The organism is Pseudomonas abietaniphila, assembly GCF_900100795.1.
Lineage (GTDB): Bacteria > Pseudomonadota > Gammaproteobacteria > Pseudomonadales > Pseudomonadaceae > Aquipseudomonas > Aquipseudomonas abietaniphila.
In genome coordinates, this window is sequence record NZ_FNCO01000015.1 from 120,002 (window position 1) to 141,406 (window position 21,405).

Annotated in this window: 16 protein-coding genes; 4 read left to right on the forward strand and 12 right to left on the reverse strand. The window is 60.9% G+C overall.

What is annotated here, in order from left to right; translation table 11 throughout:
* The 3 genes from treS to BLS87_RS24975 form a co-directional block, all read right to left on the reverse strand.
* Positions 1-2,070, reverse strand: a complete 2,070-nt coding sequence (gene treS / locus BLS87_RS24965) for a maltose alpha-D-glucosyltransferase (protein WP_074756742.1) — start codon at positions 2,068-2,070, stop codon at positions 1-3.
* Between the two features lie 288 nt (positions 2,071-2,358).
* The gene (locus tag BLS87_RS24970) at positions 2,359-3,006 is read right to left on the reverse strand and encodes a LysE family translocator (protein WP_074756744.1); all 648 of its coding nucleotides are present in this window, start codon (positions 3,004-3,006) and stop codon (positions 2,359-2,361) included.
* Between the two features lie 140 nt (positions 3,007-3,146).
* Entirely contained in the window at positions 3,147-3,587 is a 441-nt protein-coding gene (locus BLS87_RS24975) for a carboxymuconolactone decarboxylase family protein (protein WP_074756746.1), read from the reverse strand.
* 213 nt (positions 3,588-3,800) lie between these two features.
* On the opposite strand from BLS87_RS24975, the gene pdxR reads away from it, so the two are divergent.
* A complete protein-coding gene (gene pdxR, locus BLS87_RS24980) occupies positions 3,801-5,234 on the forward strand; it encodes a MocR-like pyridoxine biosynthesis transcription factor PdxR (RefSeq protein ID WP_074756748.1) in 1,434 nt (477 codons plus the stop codon).
* 28 nt (positions 5,235-5,262) lie between these two features.
* On the opposite strand, the gene BLS87_RS24985 is transcribed toward pdxR, so the two are convergent.
* Complete coding sequence (locus tag BLS87_RS24985; RefSeq protein ID WP_074756750.1) at positions 5,263-5,715, reverse strand: carboxymuconolactone decarboxylase family protein; 453 nt, start codon at positions 5,713-5,715, stop codon at positions 5,263-5,265.
* A 190-nt stretch (positions 5,716-5,905) separates the two neighbouring features.
* Between BLS87_RS24985 and BLS87_RS24990 the strand changes: the two genes are divergently transcribed.
* From BLS87_RS24990 to BLS87_RS25000, 3 genes are all read left to right on the forward strand, one after another.
* Positions 5,906-7,012 carry a Gfo/Idh/MocA family protein gene (locus tag BLS87_RS24990; RefSeq protein WP_074756752.1) on the forward strand — a complete coding sequence of 369 codons (1,107 nt, stop codon included), beginning with the start codon at positions 5,906-5,908 and terminating at the stop codon, positions 7,010-7,012.
* A 257-nt stretch (positions 7,013-7,269) separates the two neighbouring features.
* The gene (locus tag BLS87_RS24995) at positions 7,270-8,853 is read left to right on the forward strand and encodes an aldehyde dehydrogenase (NADP(+)) (protein ID WP_074756754.1); all 1,584 of its coding nucleotides are present in this window, start codon (positions 7,270-7,272) and stop codon (positions 8,851-8,853) included.
* Between the two features lie 223 nt (positions 8,854-9,076).
* Complete coding sequence (locus BLS87_RS25000; RefSeq protein WP_074756756.1) at positions 9,077-9,418, forward strand: FKBP-type peptidyl-prolyl cis-trans isomerase; 342 nt, start codon at positions 9,077-9,079, stop codon at positions 9,416-9,418.
* A gap of 2,065 nt (positions 9,419-11,483) precedes the next feature.
* Here the strand turns inward: BLS87_RS25000 and BLS87_RS25005 are convergent.
* The 8 genes from BLS87_RS25005 to BLS87_RS25040 all read right to left on the reverse strand — a co-directional run bounded on the left by BLS87_RS25005 (position 11,484) and on the right by BLS87_RS25040 (position 21,405).
* Positions 11,484-13,877, reverse strand: a complete 2,394-nt coding sequence (locus BLS87_RS25005) for a hybrid sensor histidine kinase/response regulator (protein ID WP_074756758.1) — start codon at positions 13,875-13,877, stop codon at positions 11,484-11,486.
* Positions 13,878-13,955: 78 nt separating this feature from the next.
* Positions 13,956-14,417 carry a response regulator gene (locus BLS87_RS25010; protein ID WP_074756760.1) on the reverse strand — a complete coding sequence of 154 codons (462 nt, stop codon included), beginning with the start codon at positions 14,415-14,417 and terminating at the stop codon, positions 13,956-13,958.
* 19 nt (positions 14,418-14,436) lie between these two features.
* Positions 14,437-16,692, reverse strand: a complete 2,256-nt coding sequence (locus BLS87_RS25015) for an ATP-binding protein (RefSeq protein ID WP_074756762.1) — start codon at positions 16,690-16,692, stop codon at positions 14,437-14,439.
* 147 nt (positions 16,693-16,839) lie between these two features.
* Positions 16,840-18,780, reverse strand: coding sequence for a response regulator (locus BLS87_RS25020; RefSeq protein ID WP_074756764.1), 1,941 nt, complete (start codon positions 18,778-18,780; stop codon positions 16,840-16,842).
* Positions 18,770-19,645, reverse strand: coding sequence for a sensor histidine kinase (locus tag BLS87_RS25025; protein ID WP_074756766.1), 876 nt, complete (start codon positions 19,643-19,645; stop codon positions 18,770-18,772). Before BLS87_RS25025 ends, BLS87_RS25020 begins: the two co-directional genes overlap by 11 nt.
* Positions 19,638-20,651: an ATP-binding protein gene (locus BLS87_RS25030; RefSeq protein ID WP_208605195.1), complete on the reverse strand. Its 1,014-nt coding sequence runs from the start codon at positions 20,649-20,651 to the stop codon at positions 19,638-19,640. Before BLS87_RS25030 ends, BLS87_RS25025 begins: the two co-directional genes overlap by 8 nt.
* Positions 20,642-21,046 (reverse strand): anti-sigma regulatory factor, encoded by a 405-nt coding sequence (locus BLS87_RS25035; RefSeq protein ID WP_074756768.1) that lies wholly within the window; start codon positions 21,044-21,046, stop codon positions 20,642-20,644. Before BLS87_RS25035 ends, BLS87_RS25030 begins: the two co-directional genes overlap by 10 nt.
* Positions 21,043-21,405, reverse strand: a complete 363-nt coding sequence (locus tag BLS87_RS25040) for an STAS domain-containing protein (protein ID WP_062381930.1) — start codon at positions 21,403-21,405, stop codon at positions 21,043-21,045. The genes BLS87_RS25035 and BLS87_RS25040 overlap by 4 nt, the downstream gene beginning before the upstream one ends.

Genomic DNA, 21,405 nt, shown 5'->3' on the forward strand with positions numbered 1-21,405 from the left:
TTACATCATCGGCGAGGCCATGCTCACCACCCGCAATGCCAGGCCTTCATAGGCGTCGAGGGTAATGGTGAACTCGCCCTCCTCCGTCAGATCGCCTTCGACCCGCTCGTTGATGATGTCCACCACCGGGCCCGGAGCAATGCCGGGCAGGTGCAGGGTTTCAACGATGGCTTCAGCGCTGAAGTTGAGCGCCGTGATCTGGGTGCCTTTCCCGGCGGGCAGCTCGTGCACCATGATCAGCAGGCCTGGATGCTCGACATCCGGAATCAGGATCTGCCGACTGGCCGCGATGTCGTAGGCGCGTCGCACGGCGAGTATTTTCTTCAACTGCGAGGCGAAGGAGTCCGGGCTTTGCAGTTGCTCCACGAGGCTGCCGTACAGCGTTTTGGCCCGCGGCATGCCGCCTGTGGAGACATCGGCCTCAGGGTCCATGTCCACCAGGTCGTAAGCGCCACGGTGAATCCAGCGCGTATCGCCATCCCCCATCAAGTGCGCCACTTGCTCGGCAGGCAGCGGCAAGGCGCCCACCAGGTCCCAGCCCGACAGGGCAAAGACACCCGGTTGCATGGCGTTGAACATCACCAGCAGCAGGTGGATATGTTTGATGGTGACGATATCTTTCGCCGTGATGCTGTCCAGATCACGGATGCCCAGCGCAGCGGTAATGATGCTGGCGGTGGTGCAGGACACGCCGTTGGTCACGAACTTGAGGTTGTACGGCGCGTGCTCGCCGGCAAGGCGCTCGTACATTTCCTCACGGATGTGCTCACGCAGGATGTTGCCCGGAAAGGTCTGGCCCATGTACAGGTACTGATCGTGGGCGTGCAGGGTCCAGAAATGCACCAGTTCCAGGGTCAGCTCGTCATGGTTCTGCAGCGCGTGAATCAGTGACGCCGGATCAATGCCGAAGTCATGTACCTGGCGCAGCATCAGGCGCAGGAACTCAGTCCGGCCCGTCAGCAGCGCGTGCTGATAAGCCGGACGGGTGATGAAGTCATAAGACAGGTCAGCACCGCCGTGAGACATGGCAGCGATGTCGTCGATGGTCAGGTTCAGCTCCTGGAAGCTGAAACCACCCGCCTTGCGAATCGCGCCTGCCAGCAGCTGGTTACCGGTAATCGACAACGGATGGCTCTCGGACCAGGCGGTGCCTTCGGCCTTGCGTTCAACGCCCAGGAAGCCGTTGGCATCCAGACGCAGCACCCGCGCGCCCATGACGTCGATCGCGTGCAGGGCGTCGCCGATGATCATCTGTTGAGCAGCGAAGCTGGGGTCCAGCCAGTTCAACGAAGGCTGACCTTCCTTGAAGTAATGCAAATACACCCATCGCCGCGCTTTGCCGTCCACCCCCGTGATCACCGGTGTGGTGCTCCAGTCGGTCTCTTTCACGCCCGGCTCGAAGAAAATCACCCGCTGCAACTGACCGACGATGTAATGCTTGTCGCGCAATGCGTCAACGGTCGCGGGTGGCAGGTTGATCGCATCTCGCCCGGCCGGGACTTCGGGCAACAGTGGCCAGTCCTCCTCCTTGATTTCGACCATGTGGTACAGGCCCGGGTATTCCTCGTAGGCGAGTTCGGCCAGTCGGAAATCCGCGCCTTTACCGGTGTGAGACGGGATCACGTCATCGACGATCACCGCGTTATGCGCGGCGGCGATACGGCTCAGGTTGAGGAATTGCGCGTCGGTGCCCAGGTCGCCATCCACTTCGAAACTGATGCGGTCGAAGTTGCCGTCAATGCTCGGCGTGCGCTGCCGACCCTTGAGGCCACCCGAGGCCTTGAGCGGACCGTTATGGATGCCTTGAATGCCGATTTCGGACAAGGCGTGCCACAGCGTTTCATCGCCCAGCGCTTCCAGCACCGAACCGCCTTCACGGGTGATGATCGACGCCGGATACGCGGTGAACCACACCGATGCAATGGCGGATGCATCTCGCGGCCGGGCCAGTGCATAAGGCCGTTGCCAGAGACGACCCTGGCCACCATAAAGTTTGGCGCGTTGCTTTGCGGCGTTGAGCATCGACTGCTCAACCAGCCATTCCACGTACTGCTTGTCCGGTGTGGTCATAGGGTCCAGGGTTCCGTCTTCAAATGAGGTTTGGAGAGGTCGCCCCAGGCGCTCACGCGCGCGGTCGGGACGATCCTGTCTACGCCGTTGCTTATGTCTATGAGCGTTGACAGACGTAAACGTTGCATGAAGACCGGAAATGAGGGGCTGCCTGCGGGGATGGGGTGACTCGGGAATGCCTGATACTGCGCATGCACAGATCTTACTGCCGGTTCCCGGCAGATCGCGGGCAAGGTGGAACGCCACCCCACTCACAAGCAAGCCCTACCAACACGAAAAAGCCCAACCTCAATACCGCGCCGCGTTAACGATAAACTCCTGATACCCCGAAAAAATCACATACACCGCGAAATAACAGAAAATCGCCGCCGACACCCAATAGGACACCTTCAACAGCTTGTCACCCAGCAGCCGCCCGCCATGACTGGCCGCGAAACAGATAAACACACACCACGCCACACCCGCACTGAAAAAGCCTGACAGAAACAACGCCGTGCTCAGACTGCCATGCCCACCCGCCCGCGAGATCAACGTCCCACCCACGGCGGCAAACCACAGGATCGCAGTCGGCGAGGACACCGCCAAAAACACCCCTCGCGAAAACTCCCTGAGCCCTGAACGATTGTCGACGTCATTGGCCATCACCAGCCCGCTGTGACTGCTCAACGCCGACATCACCATCTTCACGGCGAAACCCATCAGCAGCACCGAGCCGCCAAGCCAAAGCGCCCACCGCACCCACTCGTATTGCAACAATACCGTCATCCCGGCCAGCGCCAGAATCGCGTAGAACAGATCGCCAAAGCAGGTCCCCAACCCCAGCCAGAACCCTTGCAGATACCCGCGCTGCATGGCGAGCGTGATCATTGCGATGTTGGCGACGCCGATGTCCAGGCACAGGGAAAGGCTCAGCAAAAAGCCGCTGGTGAACTCCATGTTTGATATCCGTCGAAAGCTGTTGTGTGGGTGCGATTTAAAAACAGCGCGCAGGATAGCGGGATTGAATGATTTTGCCGATGGCCAGGTTGTCGCGAAGGTCAGGATTACCGACCGAACCCTGCCCGCAACATCAACGCTTAAACCGTCGGCTGTTTGCGAAAACTGACGGCAATCCGATTCCAGCAATTGATCGTCGCGATGCCCACCGTCAGATCGACCACTTCGCGCTCGTTGAAATGCGCGCAGAGTTGCTCATACAGCGCATCCCGCATGGAAGGCTGATCCAGCATCGTCACCGCATCGCACCACGCCAACGCCGCACGTTCGCGCTCGGTGAACAGGCTGCAAGTCCGCCACACCACCAGACTGTGCAGGCGGCGCGGGCTCTCACCGTTCTTGCGCGCTTGCGTCGCATGCATGTCGGCACAGAACGCACAGTCGTTGAGTTGCGACACCCGAAGTTTGATCAGCTCCATCAGGCCCTTTTCAACACACAAGTCGAAGTTGGCCGCTTCCAGCAGCATGATTGCCTTGAGCGCCTCGGGCGAGGCGGTGTAATAGTCCAGGCGAGGTTCCACGGGGCGGCCTTCATTCGGGTGCTCGGAGCCTCAACGTTAACCGCCTGCCCTGCTCCACGCGACGGCCAATCCCGGTTGTTTTCACCTGACCAATGCCCCCGCACAGGAGACCAATCCTGGCTTTTTTGAATGCGCAGCTATACCGCTTTGACGGCGGCTGACTAGAATTCCAGATCGTGGGCCAACGTCGCTCATCTCGTTCGGGAGCCGGTCGTGGAACTTCATATCGTCATTCAAGGCCGCAAAGACCTGGCGAACCAGTTGTATGAGCAGTTACGCGACAACATCGAATCAGGGCGTCTGGCCGCCGGGGTACAACTGCCGCCCAGTCGTCTGCTCGCCGCGCAACTGGGCCTGTCGCGCAAGACCATTTCAGACACCTACAGCCGTCTCACCTATGAGAACTACCTGGTCGGCAAAATCGGCAGCGGCACGTTCGTCAACGCGCTGAACGCGCCGACCCAGCGCCGCCAGACCACCTCACAACTCGCCAGCGCGACGCGGATAAGCAAATGGCAGGACATCTCGCTGCCACTGCGTCACCCGACGCTGGAAGGCACGCTGCGTTGCGACTTTATCGGCGGCGCCACCGCCAAGACTCAGTTCCCCCACGACGAGTGGCGACGCTGCACGCAATATGCGTTGCGCCAGATGACTCAAGCCCGGGGTTTTTACAGTCAGCCAGAAGGCTTGCCGGCTTTGCGCAGTGCCATCGCGGGTCACATTGCGTTTGCCCGTGGGGTGAAATGCACGGCCGACGACATTGTGGTGTGCAACGGCGCGCAACAGGCGCTCGACTTGATCGCCAGGGTGCTGATCGAACCGGGTTGCACCGTGGCCATGGAAGACCCCGGTTACACACCGGCGCGCCAATTGTTCGCGGCGCAAGGCGCTGAGGTGGTCAGCGTCCCGGTGGACAGCGAAGGCATCGTCGTTGAGCAGATTCCCGAAAACACCCATGCGATCTACGTCACGCCGTCGCACCAGATGCCGTTGGGCATGCCCATGAGCCTTGCACGCCGCGAGGCCCTGCTGCACAAGGCCAGTCGCATCGGCGCGATCATCATCGAAGACGATTACGACAGCGAGTTTCGCTACGAAGGCCGGCCGACCGACTCCCTGCAGAGCATGGATCAATTCGGTGTCGTGGCCTATGTGGGCACCTTCTCCAAAACCTTGTTGCCGGAGTTGCGACTGGGTTATGCCGTGTTGCCGGAGGCCATTCGTGAAGCCGTCATCAAGGCCAAGCAACTGACCGACTGGCATACCAGCACGTTGCCGCAATGGGCACTGACCAAGTTCATCAGCGAAGGCCTGTTGAACAAGCACATTCGCCGCTGCCACTCCATTTACGCCGGCCGTCGCGACCGGATTCTGGCCCGATTTGCCGGAGATCTGTCGCCATGGATGGAGGCGATTCCATCGACCGCCGGGTTCCACATGGCGGTCATGTTCAAAGTGCCGATCAATGTGCCGTTGTTGGTTGAACTGGCGCGCAAGGTCGAGATCGGGCTGTATCCGCTGACCGGGTTCTTCACCGACGCTGCGCCACGGGACGGCCTGATTCTCGGGTTTGGCGCAGTCGAAACCCTGGACATCGATCCGGCGCTGGACCGGCTGCGCGATGTGCTGACTCAGATCGCATGAGGGCCAGCCTTATTTTGTCAGCGTGTCTTCACTCCAGGCCCTGTCCGAAACTGATCCTCAATCGGTTCCAGCTGTTGACCGTCGAAATCAGCAGCGTCAGGTCCACGCGTTCACTTTCAATGAACTGAGTCGACAACCAGGCGTAATCGGCATCCGGGGCATGGCTGCGGGCGATGCCAGTAACACTTTCGGTCCAGGCCAGGGCCGCCCGCTCACGCTCGCTGAACAAGGGCGACTCCCGCCACAGCGCCACCGCGTAAAGCTTGCGCTCGGATTCGCCCTGCAAACTCGCCTCGTGGGTGTAACGGTCCACCGACCAGGCACACCCGTTGAGCTGCGACGCACGCACCTTGACCAACGCAACCAGCGACGGCTCAAGGGGCAGCCGATTCACCGCCTGCTCCAGCGCTAGCATGGCCTTGATCGCAACCGGAGAAACCGAGGGAGAGTCGAGGCGGGGACGGTCTATTGGCGGGCGCATGGCGACTCTCGTTGTCAAAGACAGACCGCCAGCTTATGCGCCGCACGGGTCACGTCCCAATAGCCAATACCGGAAAAGATCAAGTGGCCATTGCCCATCGGTACGCGGTGAAAGGGAACTTCCGCGGCGCTCGCCTGCCGACTACAGAGGCGCCGGACACTTCGTCCGCTGAATAAAGGAGGCTTTTCACATGCCTGACTCAAACGGCAAGGTTCGCTACGCGGTGGTCGCCGGGGGCTGGATTTCTCAGGGCGCGTTCATGCCCGGGCTGGAGCAGACCGACAATTCGGTGATGACCGCGCTGGTCACCGGTGACCCGGTGAAAGCCGACGAACTCGCCGCGCTGTATGACCTCAAGAGCTATCACTATGACGAGTTTCAGACACTGCTGACGTCGGGCGAGATCGACGCGATCTACCTGGCGACGCCGAATTTTCGTCACCGCGAATTCGCGGTGCCTGCGCTGGAAGCCGGCATTCATGTGCTGCTTGAGAAACCGATGGCGAGCAACGAGGAAGACTGCCTGGCCATTGCCGAAGCGGCCAAACGCTCGGGCGCAAAATTGATGGTCGCTTACCGACTGCACTTCGAGCCGGGCACAGTGGAGATGATCAGTCGTGTCAGGGCCGGCGATATCGGCGACCTACGGCTGTTCACCGCGACGTTTGCGCAGACCACCGACCCCGCCAATCACCGCATGCAGAGCGGATTCGATGCCGGCCCGGTCGCTGACATGGGGCCGTACCCGATCAACGCCGTGCGTAACCTGTTCGCCGCCGAGCCTTTGGAAGTCCACGCGGTGGGTATCAAGACGCCGGGCCGTGAAATCAACACGTTCGACACCGTCAACGTTACCCTGCGCTTCGCCGAAGAACGCCTGGCCACCTTTACCGTCAGCTACAGCCTGCCCTCCACGGAGCGCTTTCAGCTGATTGGCACGCGGGGTGAGTTTGAGGCATCGCCCTGCTTCGGCTTTGGCAAGGGCGTGGCGATCACCTACCGCGCGATCATTGATGGCACCACCACCGAACACAGCCATCCGGTCGTCGATCAGTTTGGCGGCGAGACGCAATACTTTTCCGACTGCATCCTGCAAAACCGCGAACCGGAGCCCGATGGCGACGAAGGTTGGCGCGATGTCCGCGTGGTCGAGGCCGTCGAGCGTGCGTTGCTCACCGGCAAACCGCAAAAGCTTGAGCCATTGCCTGAACGTCCGGGCATCGGCATCGAGCAGGCACGCCGCCTGCCGCTGGCCAAGGTGCCGCCGTATATCAATACCGATGAGCCTAACGCGTAAGTAAACGTTTACGGTGGGGAGCACTTGCGCGCTGAGTAAGCTGCGTGAAGAGGTGTTCGCAAGCAAGTTCGCTCCCCTATCGACACGCGTGGTTTTGCGGACAGTCCACGCCTTGCGGGTAAAAACATGCAGTTGTATGATGTCTGTCAACATTCGATAACCCTTGGGCTATCGTCGCTTTGCTTCATGCACGTCCAGAGATTCCCTGTCAGGCGCGTTGCCTGATCGTTTCGACCCAAAAATAACAGGAGAAGCAGATGCCTACCGTTCTCGGCCAGAACTTTATCGGCGGCGCCCGCAGCGGCCTCGGCGAAGCACGCCACAAGAGCCTCGATGCCACCACTGGCGAAGCCCTGCCCTACACCTTTCACCAAGCCACTGACGGCGAAATCGACGCCGCGGCCCTGGCAGCCAAAGAAGCCTTCGCTGAATTCCGCCAGCTGAGCCCGGCGCGCCGTGCAGAGTTCCTTGACGCCATCGCCGATGAACTCGACGCATTGGGTGATGACTTCGTTGCCCTCGTTTGCCAGGAAACCGCGCTGCCGGCCGGTCGTATCCAGGGTGAGCGCGGTCGTACCAGCGGCCAGATGCGCCTGTTCGCGAAAATCCTGCGTCGCGGGGATTTCCTGGGTGCGCGTATCGACCTGGCACTGCCTGATCGCAAGCCGCTGCCGCGCGTTGACCTGCGTCAACAACGCATCGGCGTCGGTCCGATTGCCGTGTTTGGCGCCAGTAACTTCCCGCTGGCGTTCTCCACCGCCGGTGGTGACACCGCGTCGGCACTGGCCGCCGGTTGCCCGGTCGTGGTCAAAGCGCACAGCGGCCACATGGCGACCGCGGATCTGGTCGGTCAGGCCATCGTTCGCGCCGCTGAAAAAACCGGCATGCCTAAAGGCGTGTTTAACATGATCTTCGGCAGCGGTGTCGGTGAAGGTCTGGTCAAGCACCCGGCCATCAAAGCCGTAGGCTTCACCGGTTCGCTGCACGGCGGCGACGCGCTGTGCAAACTGGCCGCCGCGCGTCCTGAGCCCATCCCGGTCTTCGCCGAGATGTCCAGCATCAACCCGGTCGTCTTGTTGCCAGGCGCGCTGTCGGCCCGTGGCGCTGCGATCGCGGCCGAGCTGGCGGCGTCGGTGGTCATGGGTGCCGGCCAGTTCTGCACCAACCCGGGCGTGGTCATCGGCATTCGTTCCCCTGCCCTGACCGCGTTCACCGAGCAGTTGCAAGAGCACATGGGTGGCCAGGCGCCGCAGACCATGCTCAACGAGGGCGGTCTGCGCAGCTACAGCAAAGGCGTTCAGAAGCTGATGGCGCATCCGAGCGTCACTCACCTGGCGGGCAAGCCGCAGGAAGGCCGTCAGGCGCAGGCGCAGCTGTTCAAGGCTGACGTGAGCATGCTGCTCAACGGTGACGAACTGTTGCAGGAAGAAGTCTTCGGCCCGACCACGCTGCTGATCGAAGTGGCTGACGACGCTGAACTGAACGCCGCGCTCCTGGCCCTGCGCGGTCAACTGACAGCGACCCTGATCGGTGAAACCGCCGACCTGCAGAAATACCAATGGCTGGTTCCGGTGCTGGAAGAGAAAGTGGGCCGCATTCTGGTCAACGGCTACCCGACCGGCGTCGAGGTCTCTGACGCCATGGTTCACGGCGGTCCGTACCCGGCAACCTCCGACGCGCGTGGCACTTCGGTCGGCACGCTGGCGATCGATCGCTTCCTGCGTCCGGTCTGCTACCAGAACTACCCGGACAGCCTGCTGCCGGCTGCACTGCAAAACGCCAACCCGCTGGGCCTCAAGCGCCTGGTGAATGGCGAGTGGAGCAGCGACGTCATCGCCTGATGAGGTCTTGATCCGCTGAAACGAAAAACGGCGCGTCCTGCAGAGGACGCGCCGTTTTTTATTCGGTGATCATCATCGGGTGATATCGCTGCAGCGGATGAACCTTCGTCTCGCGAATGAATTCCCTGCCCGTGAGCAGGGGTGGCTGCGACCAGGCATTGCCAGTCACGGAGAGCGCCTTTAGCATCGTCGCCAGCTCACTCACGCGGTAACGGATTTGGCCATGAACGAAGAATTACAGATCATCGACCTGTTGGAAGGCACCGGCAAAGCGGCGGTCAAAGGCGCGCTGATCACCACCCAGTACACCGGCACGCTGGAAGACGGCACCGTGTTCGACTCGTCCTGGGACCGAGGCAAACCCTTCCAGTGCGTGATCGGAACCGGTCGCGTCATCAAGGGATGGGACATCGGCCTCATGGGCATGAAAGTCGGCGGCAAGCGTCAACTGAAGGTGCCGTCGCACCTGGCTTACGGCGAACGCTCGATGGGCGCACACATCAAGCCGCATTCGGACCTCACGTTCGAAATCGAACTCCTGGAAGTGCTGACGCGGGATGACTGAGGACCGTTGGAAAGCTGCTGAAGTTGATGACAGTGGCGAATGCGGTGGGACAGGTACAACGTCGGTGACCGACACGCCGCTTTCGCTGCCCTCGTAACCTCGGACGTCTCCTACAGGGCCTGCGTTGCACCCGAGCTCTGTGGCACTCATCAAACAGTTGGAAGTCTCCCGCCCAGATTGGTCAGACCAAGGTGTCATGACCGCCGCAAGACCTGTAGGAGCTGCTGGAGGTTACGACAGTGGCGAATGCGGTGGGACAGGTGCATCGGCGGTGACCGACACACCGCATTCGCTGCCCTCGTAACCTCGGACGTCTCCTACAGGGCCTGCGTTGCAACCGAGCTCTGTGGCATGCCTCAAACAGCTGCAAGTCTCCCGCCCAGACCGGGCGGACCAAGGTGTCATGACCGCCGCAAGACCTGTAGGAGCTGCTGGAGGTTACGACAGTGGCGAATGCGGTGGGACAGTTACATCATCGGTGACTGACACGCCGCTTTCGCTGCCCTCGTAACCTCGGACGTCTCCTACAGGGCCTGCGTTGCACCCGAGCTCTGTGGCATACATCAAACAGTTGGAAGTCTCCCGCCCAGACCGGGCGGACCAAGGTGTCATGACCGCCGCAAGACCTGTAGGAGCTGCTGGAGGTTACGACAGTGGCGAATGCGGTGGGACAGGTACATCATCGGTGACTGATACACCGCTTTCGCTGCCCTCGTAACCTCGGACGTCTCCCACAGGTCCTGCGTTGCAGCCAAGCTCTGTGGCACTCATCAAACAGCTGGAAGTCTCCCGCCCAGATCGGGCAGGCCTAGGTGTCATGACCGCCGCAAGACCTGTAGGAGCTGCTGGAGGTTACGACAGTGGCGAATGCAGTGGGACAGTTACATCATCGGTGACTGACACACCGCATTCGCTGCCCTCGTAACCTCGGACGTCTCCTACAGGGCCTGCGTTGCAGCCAAGCTCTGTGGCATGCCTCAAACAGTTGGAAGTCTCCCGCCGAGATCGGGGACACCAAGGTGTCAGACTGTCGCAAGACCTGTAGGAGCTGCTGGAGGTTACGACAGTGGCGAATGCGGTGGGACAGTTACATCATCGGTGACTGATACACCGCTTTCGCTGCCCTCGTAACCTCGGACGTCTCCCACAGGTCCTGCGTTGCACCCATGCTTCGCGGCGGACATCAAGCCGCTGGAAGTTGCCGAGAGTATCGCGTTGCAGCCAAGCTCTGTGGCACTCATCAAACAGCTGGAAATCTCACGCCCAGATCGGGCAGGCCAAGGTGTCATGACTGCCGCGAGACCTGTAGGAGCTGCTGGAGGTTACGACAGTGGCGAATGCGGTGGGACAGGTACATCGGCGGTGACCGACACACCGCATTCGCTGCCCTCGTAACCTCGGACGTCTCCTACAGGGCCTGCGTTGCAACCATGCTTCGCGGCGGACATCAAGCCGCTGGAAGTTGCCGAGAGTATCGCGTTGCAGCCAAGCTCTGTGGCACTCATCAAACAGCTGGAAGTCTCTCGCCCAGATCGGGCAGGCCAAGGTGTCATGACTGCCGCGAGACCTGTAGGAGCTGCTGGAGGTTACGACAGTGGCGAATGCGGTGGGACAGGTACATCGGCGGTGACCGACACACCGCATTCGCTGCCCTCGTAACCTCGGACGTCTCCTACAGGGCCTGCGTTGCAACCATGCTTCGCGGCGGACATCAAGCCGCTGGAAGTTGCCGAGAGTATCGCGTTGCAGCCAAGCTCTGTGGCACTCATCAAACAGCTGGAAGTCTCTCGCCCAGATCGGGCAGGCCAAGGTGTCATGACTGCCGCGAGACCTGTAGGAGCTGCTGGAGGTTACGACAGTGGCGAATGCGGTGGGACAGGTACAACGTCGGCGACCGACACGCCGCATTCGCTGCCCTCGTAACCTCGGACGTCTCCTACAGGTCCTGCGTTGCAACCAAGCTCTTTGGCATGCTCCAACACAGCTAAGAGTCTCTCAAAGGTATCGTCTCGCACATACCCTTCGCGGCGGACATCAGATTGCTGGCGGCCCTGTGCGGCTGCACCTAAGACACGGCACCTGCACCCGTCTTCGTCAATATATTCGCCAGCTTCCTCGCCAGTTCCTCTTCCTTGTACGGTTTCTGCACGATCAACTGTTGATCGACCTCGAGGATGTCGATATCCGCGAAGCCGGTGATGAACATGACCGGCAATTCAGGGTGATCGCGTCGGACGATGTCGGCCAGCTCGGCACCGGTCATGTTCGGCATGGCGAAGTCGGTCAGCACCAGATCAATGCTCGCATCAATCTGTTTCAACGCGTCGCTGCCGTTCTCGGCTTCCACCACCGCGTAACCAAACGAACTGAGCATCATGGCAGTCACGGAGCGCACATCCGGGTCGTCGTCCACCAGCAGAATGGTGCGGTGCAGATCGTCCGCGTCTGCATGGCCGGGCAAGTCAGAGAGGGTGGCAGCAGGCGTCGGGGACCGGGCGATGCTGGGTAGATACACCTTGATGGTGGTGCCGGCATTCTCGGCGGTGTCGATGCGTACGCCACCGCCGGATTGCTTGGCAAAACCAAAGACCTGCGCCAACCCCAGCCCCGAGCCCTTCCCCACCGCCTTGGTGGTGAAGAACGGTTCGAACGCCTTGGCCAGTACCTCTTCGCTCATACCGCAGCCGGTGTCGGTGACCGACAGCACCACGTAGGCGCCGGGATCCGGGTCTTCAGGCCGTTGTGGCAGGCGATAGATAATCTCGTTGCCGGTACTCAGGTGCAGTTGTCCGCCTTGCGCCATGGCGTCACGGGCGTTGATCGCCAGATTGAGGATGATCATTTCGGTCTGCGTCGGATCGACCAGCGCGCTCCACAGATCGTCAGCCAGTTGTGTTTCGACCCAAACGCTGCCCCCCAGCGCACGTCCCAACAACTCGCGCATGCCGCCGATGGTGTCGTTGAGGTTTAGCGCGACCGGCTCCAGACGCTGCCGCCGTGAGAACGACAGTAACTGGCTGGTCAGCTTGGCGCCACGTTCGCCGGCTTCGCGGATGTTCTGCAACCGTTGGGGCGACTTGGTGAACACGCCTTTTTCCAAATCACGGCCGAGGAAGTTGGCGCTCGTGAGAATCACCGTCAGCAAGTTATTGAAGTCGTGGGCGACCCCTGCCGTGAGCTGCCCGACCACTTCCAGCCGTTGCATCTGCTGAAGCGCCGCTTCGACCCGCTCACGCTCGCGGATCTGATCACGCAAACGCTTATTGGTGGCGGCCAGTTCATCGACCACCGCCCGCTCGCTGGTAATGTCGCGCACGGCGGCATACATCAGCCCTTCGTCCGGCACGATGGTCCAAGACAACCAGCGATAGCCGCCTTCAGCGTGGCGCATGCGGTTGACGAAACGCGTCGTGACATTGCCTTTGGAGACGCTGGCGGTTTCACGCAGGGTCGCCTCCAGATCGTCCAGATGAATCAACTCGCCCAGGCTGTGCTCGGTGAACTCTGCCCGCGTCCAGCCCAGCGTCGCCTCCCAGGCCGGATTGAGCGCAATAGGCGTCAGATCGAAGCTGAACACCCCGAGCAATTCACGTGAAAGCTCCCAGGTGCGGTCACGCTCACGGGTACGCTGCACCACCCGCTCACCCAGAATTTCGTTGAGCTGGTGCAGGGCCTGAGTCGCCTGCTTGCGCTCGCTGATGTCCTGCATGACGCCGGTGAAGCGCACGCATTTACCGTCTTCGAATAGCGAGCGGCCGTTGGAAAAGACCCAGCGCTCGCCATCGCCTTCCACATGCAACCGGTGTTCGATCTGAAACCCGGTGTCCGCCGCGAGCGCTGCGGCGACCTTGCTCTGCAAAAGATCACGGTCATCGGGATGACAGCGGGCAAACATGAACGCCATGCTGACCTGGGCATCGGCGGGCAATCCGTAAAGGGTCTTGCAGCGCTCATCCCACAGAAGGGTGTCGGTTGCAGGATCGTAGGTCCAGACGCCCATGTCGGCGGCATCGATCGCCAGATGCGCTCGCACCTCGGCATCCTGCAGAGTCTCTTCAGCCCGCCGACGCTTTTCCCGCTCACGCACCTCGGAGACAGCACGGACGACCGCCTTGGGCAGCATTTTCAGGTTTTGCTTGAGGACGTAGTCGATGGCGCCCATGCGCATCATCTCGACGGCATGCTGTTCGCCGAAAATCCCGGAAAGGAAAATGAACGGGGTTTGCGGCGCCAGGCGCAACGCGCAATTGAGCACTTCGGGCCCGGAAGATCCGGGAAGCAGGTAGTCACTGAGAATCAGATCAAAATGCTGAGCCAGCAACTCCCGTTCCACGTCCTGATGGTTGTAGACCAGGGTGGCGTCGATTTTGAGCCCACTGTTTTCCAGTGTGAGCAGCGTCAGTTCGGCATCATGCGGACTGTCTTCAACCAGAAGCAATTTGAGCAGCGATAGCGGCATGAATAGTCGTCGTTCATTTCAAAAAGGCCTGCGCCGTCAGCCCGAAGCAGCACAGCACAGGCCGACGGAGCGCTTGAATCAAGAGCCTGGGCGGCGTGCCAATCGCAGGGAGCCTGGCGGCGGCTCATTGAGAACGGCCCAGAAAACCCCGAGATCGGAGATTGCCGAGACGAATTCCTTGAATTCGACCGGTTTGACGACGTAAGCGTTCACTCCCAGCGAATACGCGCGTTGCAAATCGGGTTCTTCACGCGAAGAGGTCAGCATCACCACGGGAATACTGCGCAGGTCGTCGCTTTCGCGAATTGCCTTGAGCACTTCCAGGCCGTCAAGCTTGGGCAGTTTCAGGTCGAGCAAAAGCACCGCCGGGTTACCCGCCGCACGGTCCTGGTACTGATTTCGCCGAAAGAGGTAATCCAGCGCCTCGGCGCCGTCACGCAGGACGATCACTTCATTGGCCAACTGGCTACGTTCGAGAGCGACCAGGGTCAGCTCAAGATCGTTGGGATTGTCTTCCACCAGAAGAATGGGTTTTAACATTGGGCGTCTCCTCGGACACTCAAAGGGTTACGGTGAGACTGCGCTTGGGCAGCGCAAAGTAAAATGTGGCTCCTTGCCCCAACTGGCTGTTTGCCCACACCGAACCGTCGTGCCGTTCGATGATACGGCGCACGCTCGCAAGCCCAATGCCGGTGCCTTCGAACTCTTCCATGCGATGCAGGCGCTGGAACACACCGAACAGCTTGCCGGCGTAATTCATATCGAAGCCCACACCGTTGTCACGGATATACACCACCACCTTGCCGTCTTCCTCGTAGCTGCCGATCTCAATCACGGCAGCGGTCTGGTTTCGGGTGTACTTGATGGCATTGGACAACAGATTGCGCATCGCCAGATGCAAAAACGCCGCATCAGCGATCACCACCGGCAAGGGTTCAGGGACCGACCATCGCAGATCACGACCCTCGTAATCGGGCTGCATTTCCTTGCGGATGGCGTCGACCATCGCGTTCAGATCCACCTGCGAGTAACGCATGGCCGAGCGGCCCATCTGTGAAAAGCTCAGCAGGTTGTCCACCAGCGTGCCGGCGAAACGTGCCGACTCGCCAATGTTTTCCAGGAAACGCACCCCACGGTCGGACAACTTGCTGCCCTCGATATCCCCCAACAGTTCGGCGTAACCGGCGATATGCCGCAACGGCGCTCGCAAGTCATGGGACACGCTGTAGGAGAAGGCTTCGAGTTCCTTGTTGGATTTTTTCAGTTCCTCAGCCAGGGAGGCCATTTCCTCGGCCTTACGCAGCACGATACCCAGTACCGCAGCGCGTAATTCCACCACGCCTTCGGTGTCCAGATCGTCCCAAGGGCGGGAGTATCCGCGAACGGTTTCCTGCCACTGTGCAAAGCTGTGACGCGGGCTGAGGGATCCGTCGTCGCTGACGGCTTTTTCCGGTTTACCGGCCCAGTTCACCACGCGGGTCTGCTCCGGGCGGAACCAGATGATGTAATTGGAATGCAGCTCGGAGATCGCCATGGCCAGCACGCCGCTGACCGACTGGGCAAGCTGGGGTAACTCGGGAATGTCGCGGCCGACGTTATCGGACTGAAACACCTCGTGAGTCTCCCGCTGACTGAGCCATTGGGTCAGCGCCTTGATTTCTTCGCGGTCTGGCGTTTCGCCGTACACATCCACCGTGGACTCGGAAATCACCGCGGCACCGGTGGCATCGACAAACGCCAACAGCACGTCAGGCATTGAGCGCAGGCCACCGATCACGCTGTCCAGGTCCGCCATCGCGGCGAGCATCTGCACGATCTGCCGGCGCAGGCTGAGCATTCGCTGGGTCCTGGCCTGCGCTTCTTTGGTTTCGATCTGCAGAGACAACACGCTGCCCAGCAACTCGCAGGCAGTGCGGGTCTGGAAACTCACCGAGCGAGGCGTCGCGTGGTGGCAGGAAATCAACCCCCACAACTGCCCGCGCACCACGATAGAGATCGACATCGAGGCAAGGGTCTGCATGTTGCGCATGTACTGCAAATGCACGGGCGATACACTGCGCAGCGTTGCGAAACTCAGGTCAAGCGGCGCGCCGGTGACCGGGTTATTGACCGGGACCAGGGGCGACGGCTGATAGTTCGCGTCCTCAATGACGCGAATGCGGTTTGCCAGATACAGCGCCCTCGCCTGCGACGGAATGTCGGACGCCGGAAAACTCAGCCCCAGATAACTCGGATAGTCCGCGTCGGCGATCTCGGCGTTCACCCATCCGCTGCCGTCAGCGTCGAACCGGTACGCCTTCACCCGGCCAAAACCGGTGATGCGTTTGACTTCAGACGCAGAACGCTGGCAGAGCGCGTCGATGCTTTCGGACTCTTCCATCTGGCTGATGAACGTGCGCATCAACGGATACACGTTGCCATACGCAGACGTCATGTCGCTGGAGGGCTCGAACTCGGCAATCAGGACCTGATCATGCCGATGAACCATCATTGCCGTCGGCAAGCCTGCACGATCACCTTCCAGAAAACGCACATCGCCCACATGGAACGGGTTCTGGTCGTCCTCGGGCAGCGCAGCCAGCCGAGCCAGCAGATGCTGGCAATCGTCGAACACTCGCGTCAGTGGCGCACCGATCAGCGTCTCGGGCGCAAGCCTCAGCCAATGGGTGACGTTGGCACTGACCTGCGCGATGGTCATCGTCGCTTCATCGATGACCAGCAAGAAGCCTTGAGGCTGAATACTGCCTGGAATCTTGATCGGCTCACGGGCGCAGTTGTCGATTGCGCTCTGGTGAAGTTCCTGGCTGAGGGTCAAAACTGGATCTCCTTCACCCGCCGGCGAGTCTTGCAAACAATCGCCGAAGGTGTGTGCCCGATGGACGGCACCGAATGAATTGGCGTGCAGGTTAACAAAAGTTACGGATTCGTATGTACGCCTTGCGCTGGTTTTCAGGTTTACGGGTCAGCCATCCAGCATCTTTCTGACCTTGTCGAGGAATTCAATCATCTGAAAAGGCTTGATCATCATGTCCATGCCTTCCCCAAGAAAGTGTTGCCGGTTAAGGGCATTTTCCGCGTAGCCGGTCATGAACAGCACTGGCAACTCCGCACGCCAGCCACGCGCGCGCTGCGCCAGCTCCCGGCCGTTCATCATCGGCATGCCAACGTCTGTCAGCAGCAGATCGATGGACGTGTCATGCTCGAGCATCGACAGCGCGGTCATCACGTCGCCGGCCTGCGTGCAGCGGTAACCCGAGTCGGTCAGGACTTCATTGACGAACATGCGGACCGACGCCGTGTCCTCGACAATAAGGACATGCTCGCCAGCCCCAAGTTCGACACTTTCCTGCACACGCTGCGGCGCCACTGTTTGGTCGGCAGCAGCCGGCAACATCAATGTGACCTCAGTCCCGTGCCCCACGACACTACGGATGTGCACATCGCCGCCGGTCTGGCGCGCAAAGCCGTAGATGGTGGAAAGCCCAAGCCCCGTGCCTTCACCGATCGGCTTGGTGGTGAAGAACGGGTCGAATACCTTGTCGATCAGGTGATGCTCAATCCCGACCCCGTCGTCACGCACCGTCAACGCAATATAGGGGCCGTCCTCCAGGCGAGCGTTACCCTGAGAATAAGCCTCGTAGGTGCTGATCCAGATATTGCCGCCTTCAGGCAACGCATCGCGCGCGTTGATGACCAGGTTCAGCACCGAACTCTCCAGCTGTCCGGAATCGACCAACGCCACGGCACTGCGCGACGTCAGCTCAAGCGTCAGCCCGATGCGTTTACCCACGGTCCGGCTGATCAGCTCCTCCAGTGAGCGTACGTTCTGGTTCACGTCGATGGGGCGCGTATCCAGCGGTTGCTGCCGTGCGAAGGCCAACAATCGATGGGTCAGCGTCGCCGCACTCCTGGCCGAGGCCAGCGCGGCGTCGGCATAGGCCAGGACTTTCTCGGGCCGCGCGTCTTCGGTGCGCTTCTTGATCAATTCGAGTCCGGTGACAATGCCGGTCAACAGGTTGTTGAAATCGTGTGCGATGCCGCCCGTGAGCTTGCCGAGGGCGTCCATTTTTTGCGCTTGAAGTAACTGCTGCTCGGTTCTGGCGCGCTCCGCGACCTCGTGCGCCAGCTGGGTATTGACCGAATCCAACTGCAGTAGATGCGACTGTTCGCGGCGCCGGTGCTCGGTGACGTCCTCGATGAACACCAGGCTCAACCCGGTCGCGCGGTACGGCGAGACCTGCCATTCCGTCTCCCGCACGTCGCCTTTGACCCGCATGCTTAGCGTGCCCTTCCAGCGCTCTCCCGACACCAGCGCCTCACGCAAACCCGCGATCACAGAGTCCTGATCCTCTGCAAAGCACGACAGCACCGAACTTTCGGTGAAACTCTGAGCGATCAGACGCGCAAAGGCATGGTTGCACTCATGCACTTTCAACTGGCCGTCCATCACGCCAATAGGCGCCGACACGTTGACAAAGATTTCGCGGAAACGGTTCTCGCTGTCGCGCAGGGCGAATTCGGTATCGCGCACGCGCAACAGTGTTCGAAGGGTGGCGAGCAGGACATCGGGGTCTACCGGATGCACCAGATAGGCATCGGCGCCCGCCTCAAGCCCCGTGACGATGTCGCCGGTCTGAATCGACGCCGCCGACACGTGAACCACAGGCAACAACGCCGTACGAGGCTCGGCGCGTAACTGGCGGACGACGTCGAAACCGCTCATGTCGGGCAAATTGACGTCGAGGATCAAGGCATCCGGAATCTGCTCTGCGATCAGGTCCAGGCCTTCGGTGGCGGTTCCCGCTTCCAGCACTGTGAACCCATGGCGCTCCATTCGCCGCCGCAACGCGTAGCGCGTCGCGGCGTTGTCGTCGACGATCAGCAACCGGGTTTCAGCTTTCATCAACGTGCTCCTGCGCCAAGGCGAGGGGGATGACCACAAAGAACGTCGAACCGACGCCAGGCTGGCTTTCCATACCCACCGTGCCACCCAGCAGCTCAGCGAATCGTTTACACAGCGACAACCCCAACCCCGTGCCCCGCAGGCGCTTTTGCAGCGGGGAGTCGACCTGCGCGAAGTCTTCGAACAGCGTACCGTGAAGCTCGGCTGGAATGCCGATCCCGGTGTCCGTCACCGCGAAGCGCACCGCGTGTTCACCTTCCAGACGGGCGGAAATTCGGACCTCGCCGCGCTGAGTGAATTTCAGGGAGTTGGAGATGAAGTTACGCAGGATCTGCGCGAGCTTCTTGTCGTCGGTGTAGAGCCGGGGCAACCCTATCGGCTCTTCGAAAATCAGGTCCACTGCCGAGGTGTCGACAATCGGTCGAAACATGCCGCGCAAGGCGGAGAACAGGTCGAACATGTCGAACCACGCTGCCGAGATGCTTATGCGCCCCGCCTCGATCTTCGCCAGATCAAGCAGATCATCGACCATGTCGCTCAGCTCGCGGGCCGCGGTTCGGACGAACGCGACCTGCTTGTGCTGCTCCGGGCTGAGGGGGCCGTCGAGCTCATCCGTCAGCAGGCTGGCGATACTCAGGATCGAACCCAGCGGCGTACGAAACTCGTGGCTCATGTACGAGAGAAACCGGCTTTTCAGATCTGACGCCTGACGCAACTGCTCTGCCTGCATGTCGAGTTCTGCGTAGAGCGCCAGAACACCCTGATTGGTTTCATCAAGTTCGGCACGCAGCGCGGCCGACTCCTCTCGCAGTTGCAAAAGCTCCGCGCATGCCTCAGGGGCACCGTGGACAGCGTTGTCAGTCATCAAGCATCTCCAGAGCAATCACCAGTACCGTTACGTCATCCCTGCCGCGGCAAAAATCGCGATGCAGCACGGCCGCGATAATCGCCGGGTGTCGGTACATCAGACCTGGATAGTCGCGAAGATTCCATCGCGATTGCAGCCCGTCGCTGTACAGGATCAACAGCTTGCCGGTGCACTCAGCGTAGTCGACCACCGGGACCTTCCGGTACTGCAGGCCGACGATGCCGGGGTGCGACGCCAGGCCGCGAGGCTTGTCCTCGCCGATCAGCGTGGCGCCGATGTTACCGATGCCGATAAAGCGCAACCGGTCCTGTTCGGCATTGAATTGCGTCACCGCAACCGCGCCGCCGCGGGTCCCGCGCATGTCGTGGTGAATTTCTTCCAGCAATACGCCCGGGTCGGCGAAGGGCTCGCGATTGAACGCCGTGGCGCCGGCTTTGGCCGCGTCTTCGGCCTCCGGGCCATGGCCAAGGCCGTCAATCATCAGGATGCTCACGTGCGAACCCTTGATTGCCAGTTCCCAAACGTCGCCACAGGCCGGATCGTCGTGCAGGGAGTGCTGGGTCACGCCCACGCGCAGGTCCTTGATCGTGGCCCCACGGGGGTAAAAGCGCGTCAGCAATACGGTGCCACTGGCGTCGGTGTGCACGTCGAACACCTGCGCCTGGCGCAGCATCGAACCCAAGCCGATACCTTGCGTGCCGCGCGTGGAGAATCCGTCGGCCATGCAGTCCTGCAGATCGAAACCCTTGCCGCGATCAATCGCGATGACCTCAATGCCCGAGGCACTGCCCGGCAGCACACGCAGGTGCAGCTCGCCATTGCTGGCATGCTTGAGGATATTGCTGGCGACTTCGGTGACCACCAAAGCCACGCGACCGGCGTCCGTGGCATCGAAGCCCGACTGCTCCGCCAGTTTCTGCGCGGTTCGACGGGCGAAACCTACCTGGCTGCTGTCCTCAATGGGCAACACGTGCGTCAGGCTGCTGTGCAATCTCAAGTCCATTTGCAGATCGTCACCCGAGTACCCGCGCCGGGCGCCGTCTCCAGCTCGAAGTCGTCGACCAGTCGCTTGGCCCCGGTCAGGCCCAGGCCCAAACCGCCGCCCGACGTCCAGCCGTCCGTCATCGCCAGTTTCAGGTCGGGAATGCCGGGACCTTCATCACGAAACGTCAGACGCAAACCGGTGCGCGCGCCGTCCTCGATGATTTGCCAGTCCATGTCGCCGCCACGACCATAGGTCATGGTGTTGCGGGCCAGTTCGCTGACCGCCGTCACCAGCTTGGTCAGATCGATCAGGCGCATGCCACATTCTTGCGACAGTTTGCGCGCCAGCTGCCGTGCCAGCACTACATCCTGCTCGATATGAATGCCTTGTGTGCCGCTGCTGCGCACGTTCATTGGGAATAGGCCCGCTCACGCAACAGCGTCATGCCACGCTCGACATTCAGCGCCGTGCTGACCCCTGGCAGCGTCATGCCCAATTCCACCAGCGTGATCGCGACCGCCGGCTGCATGCCGACCAGCACGGTCTCGGCATCCATGATGCGCGACAGGCCCGAAATCATGCCGATCATTCGACCGATGAACGAGTCGACCATGTCCAGCGCCGAGATGTCGATCAGTACGCCCCGTGCAGAGGTTTTGCTGATCCGCTCAGACAGGTCGTCCTGCAGCGTCAGCGCCAGTTGGTCATGCATGTCGACTTGAATGGTGACGAGCAGAAAGTCGCCCATTTGCAGGATTGGAATGCGCTCCAT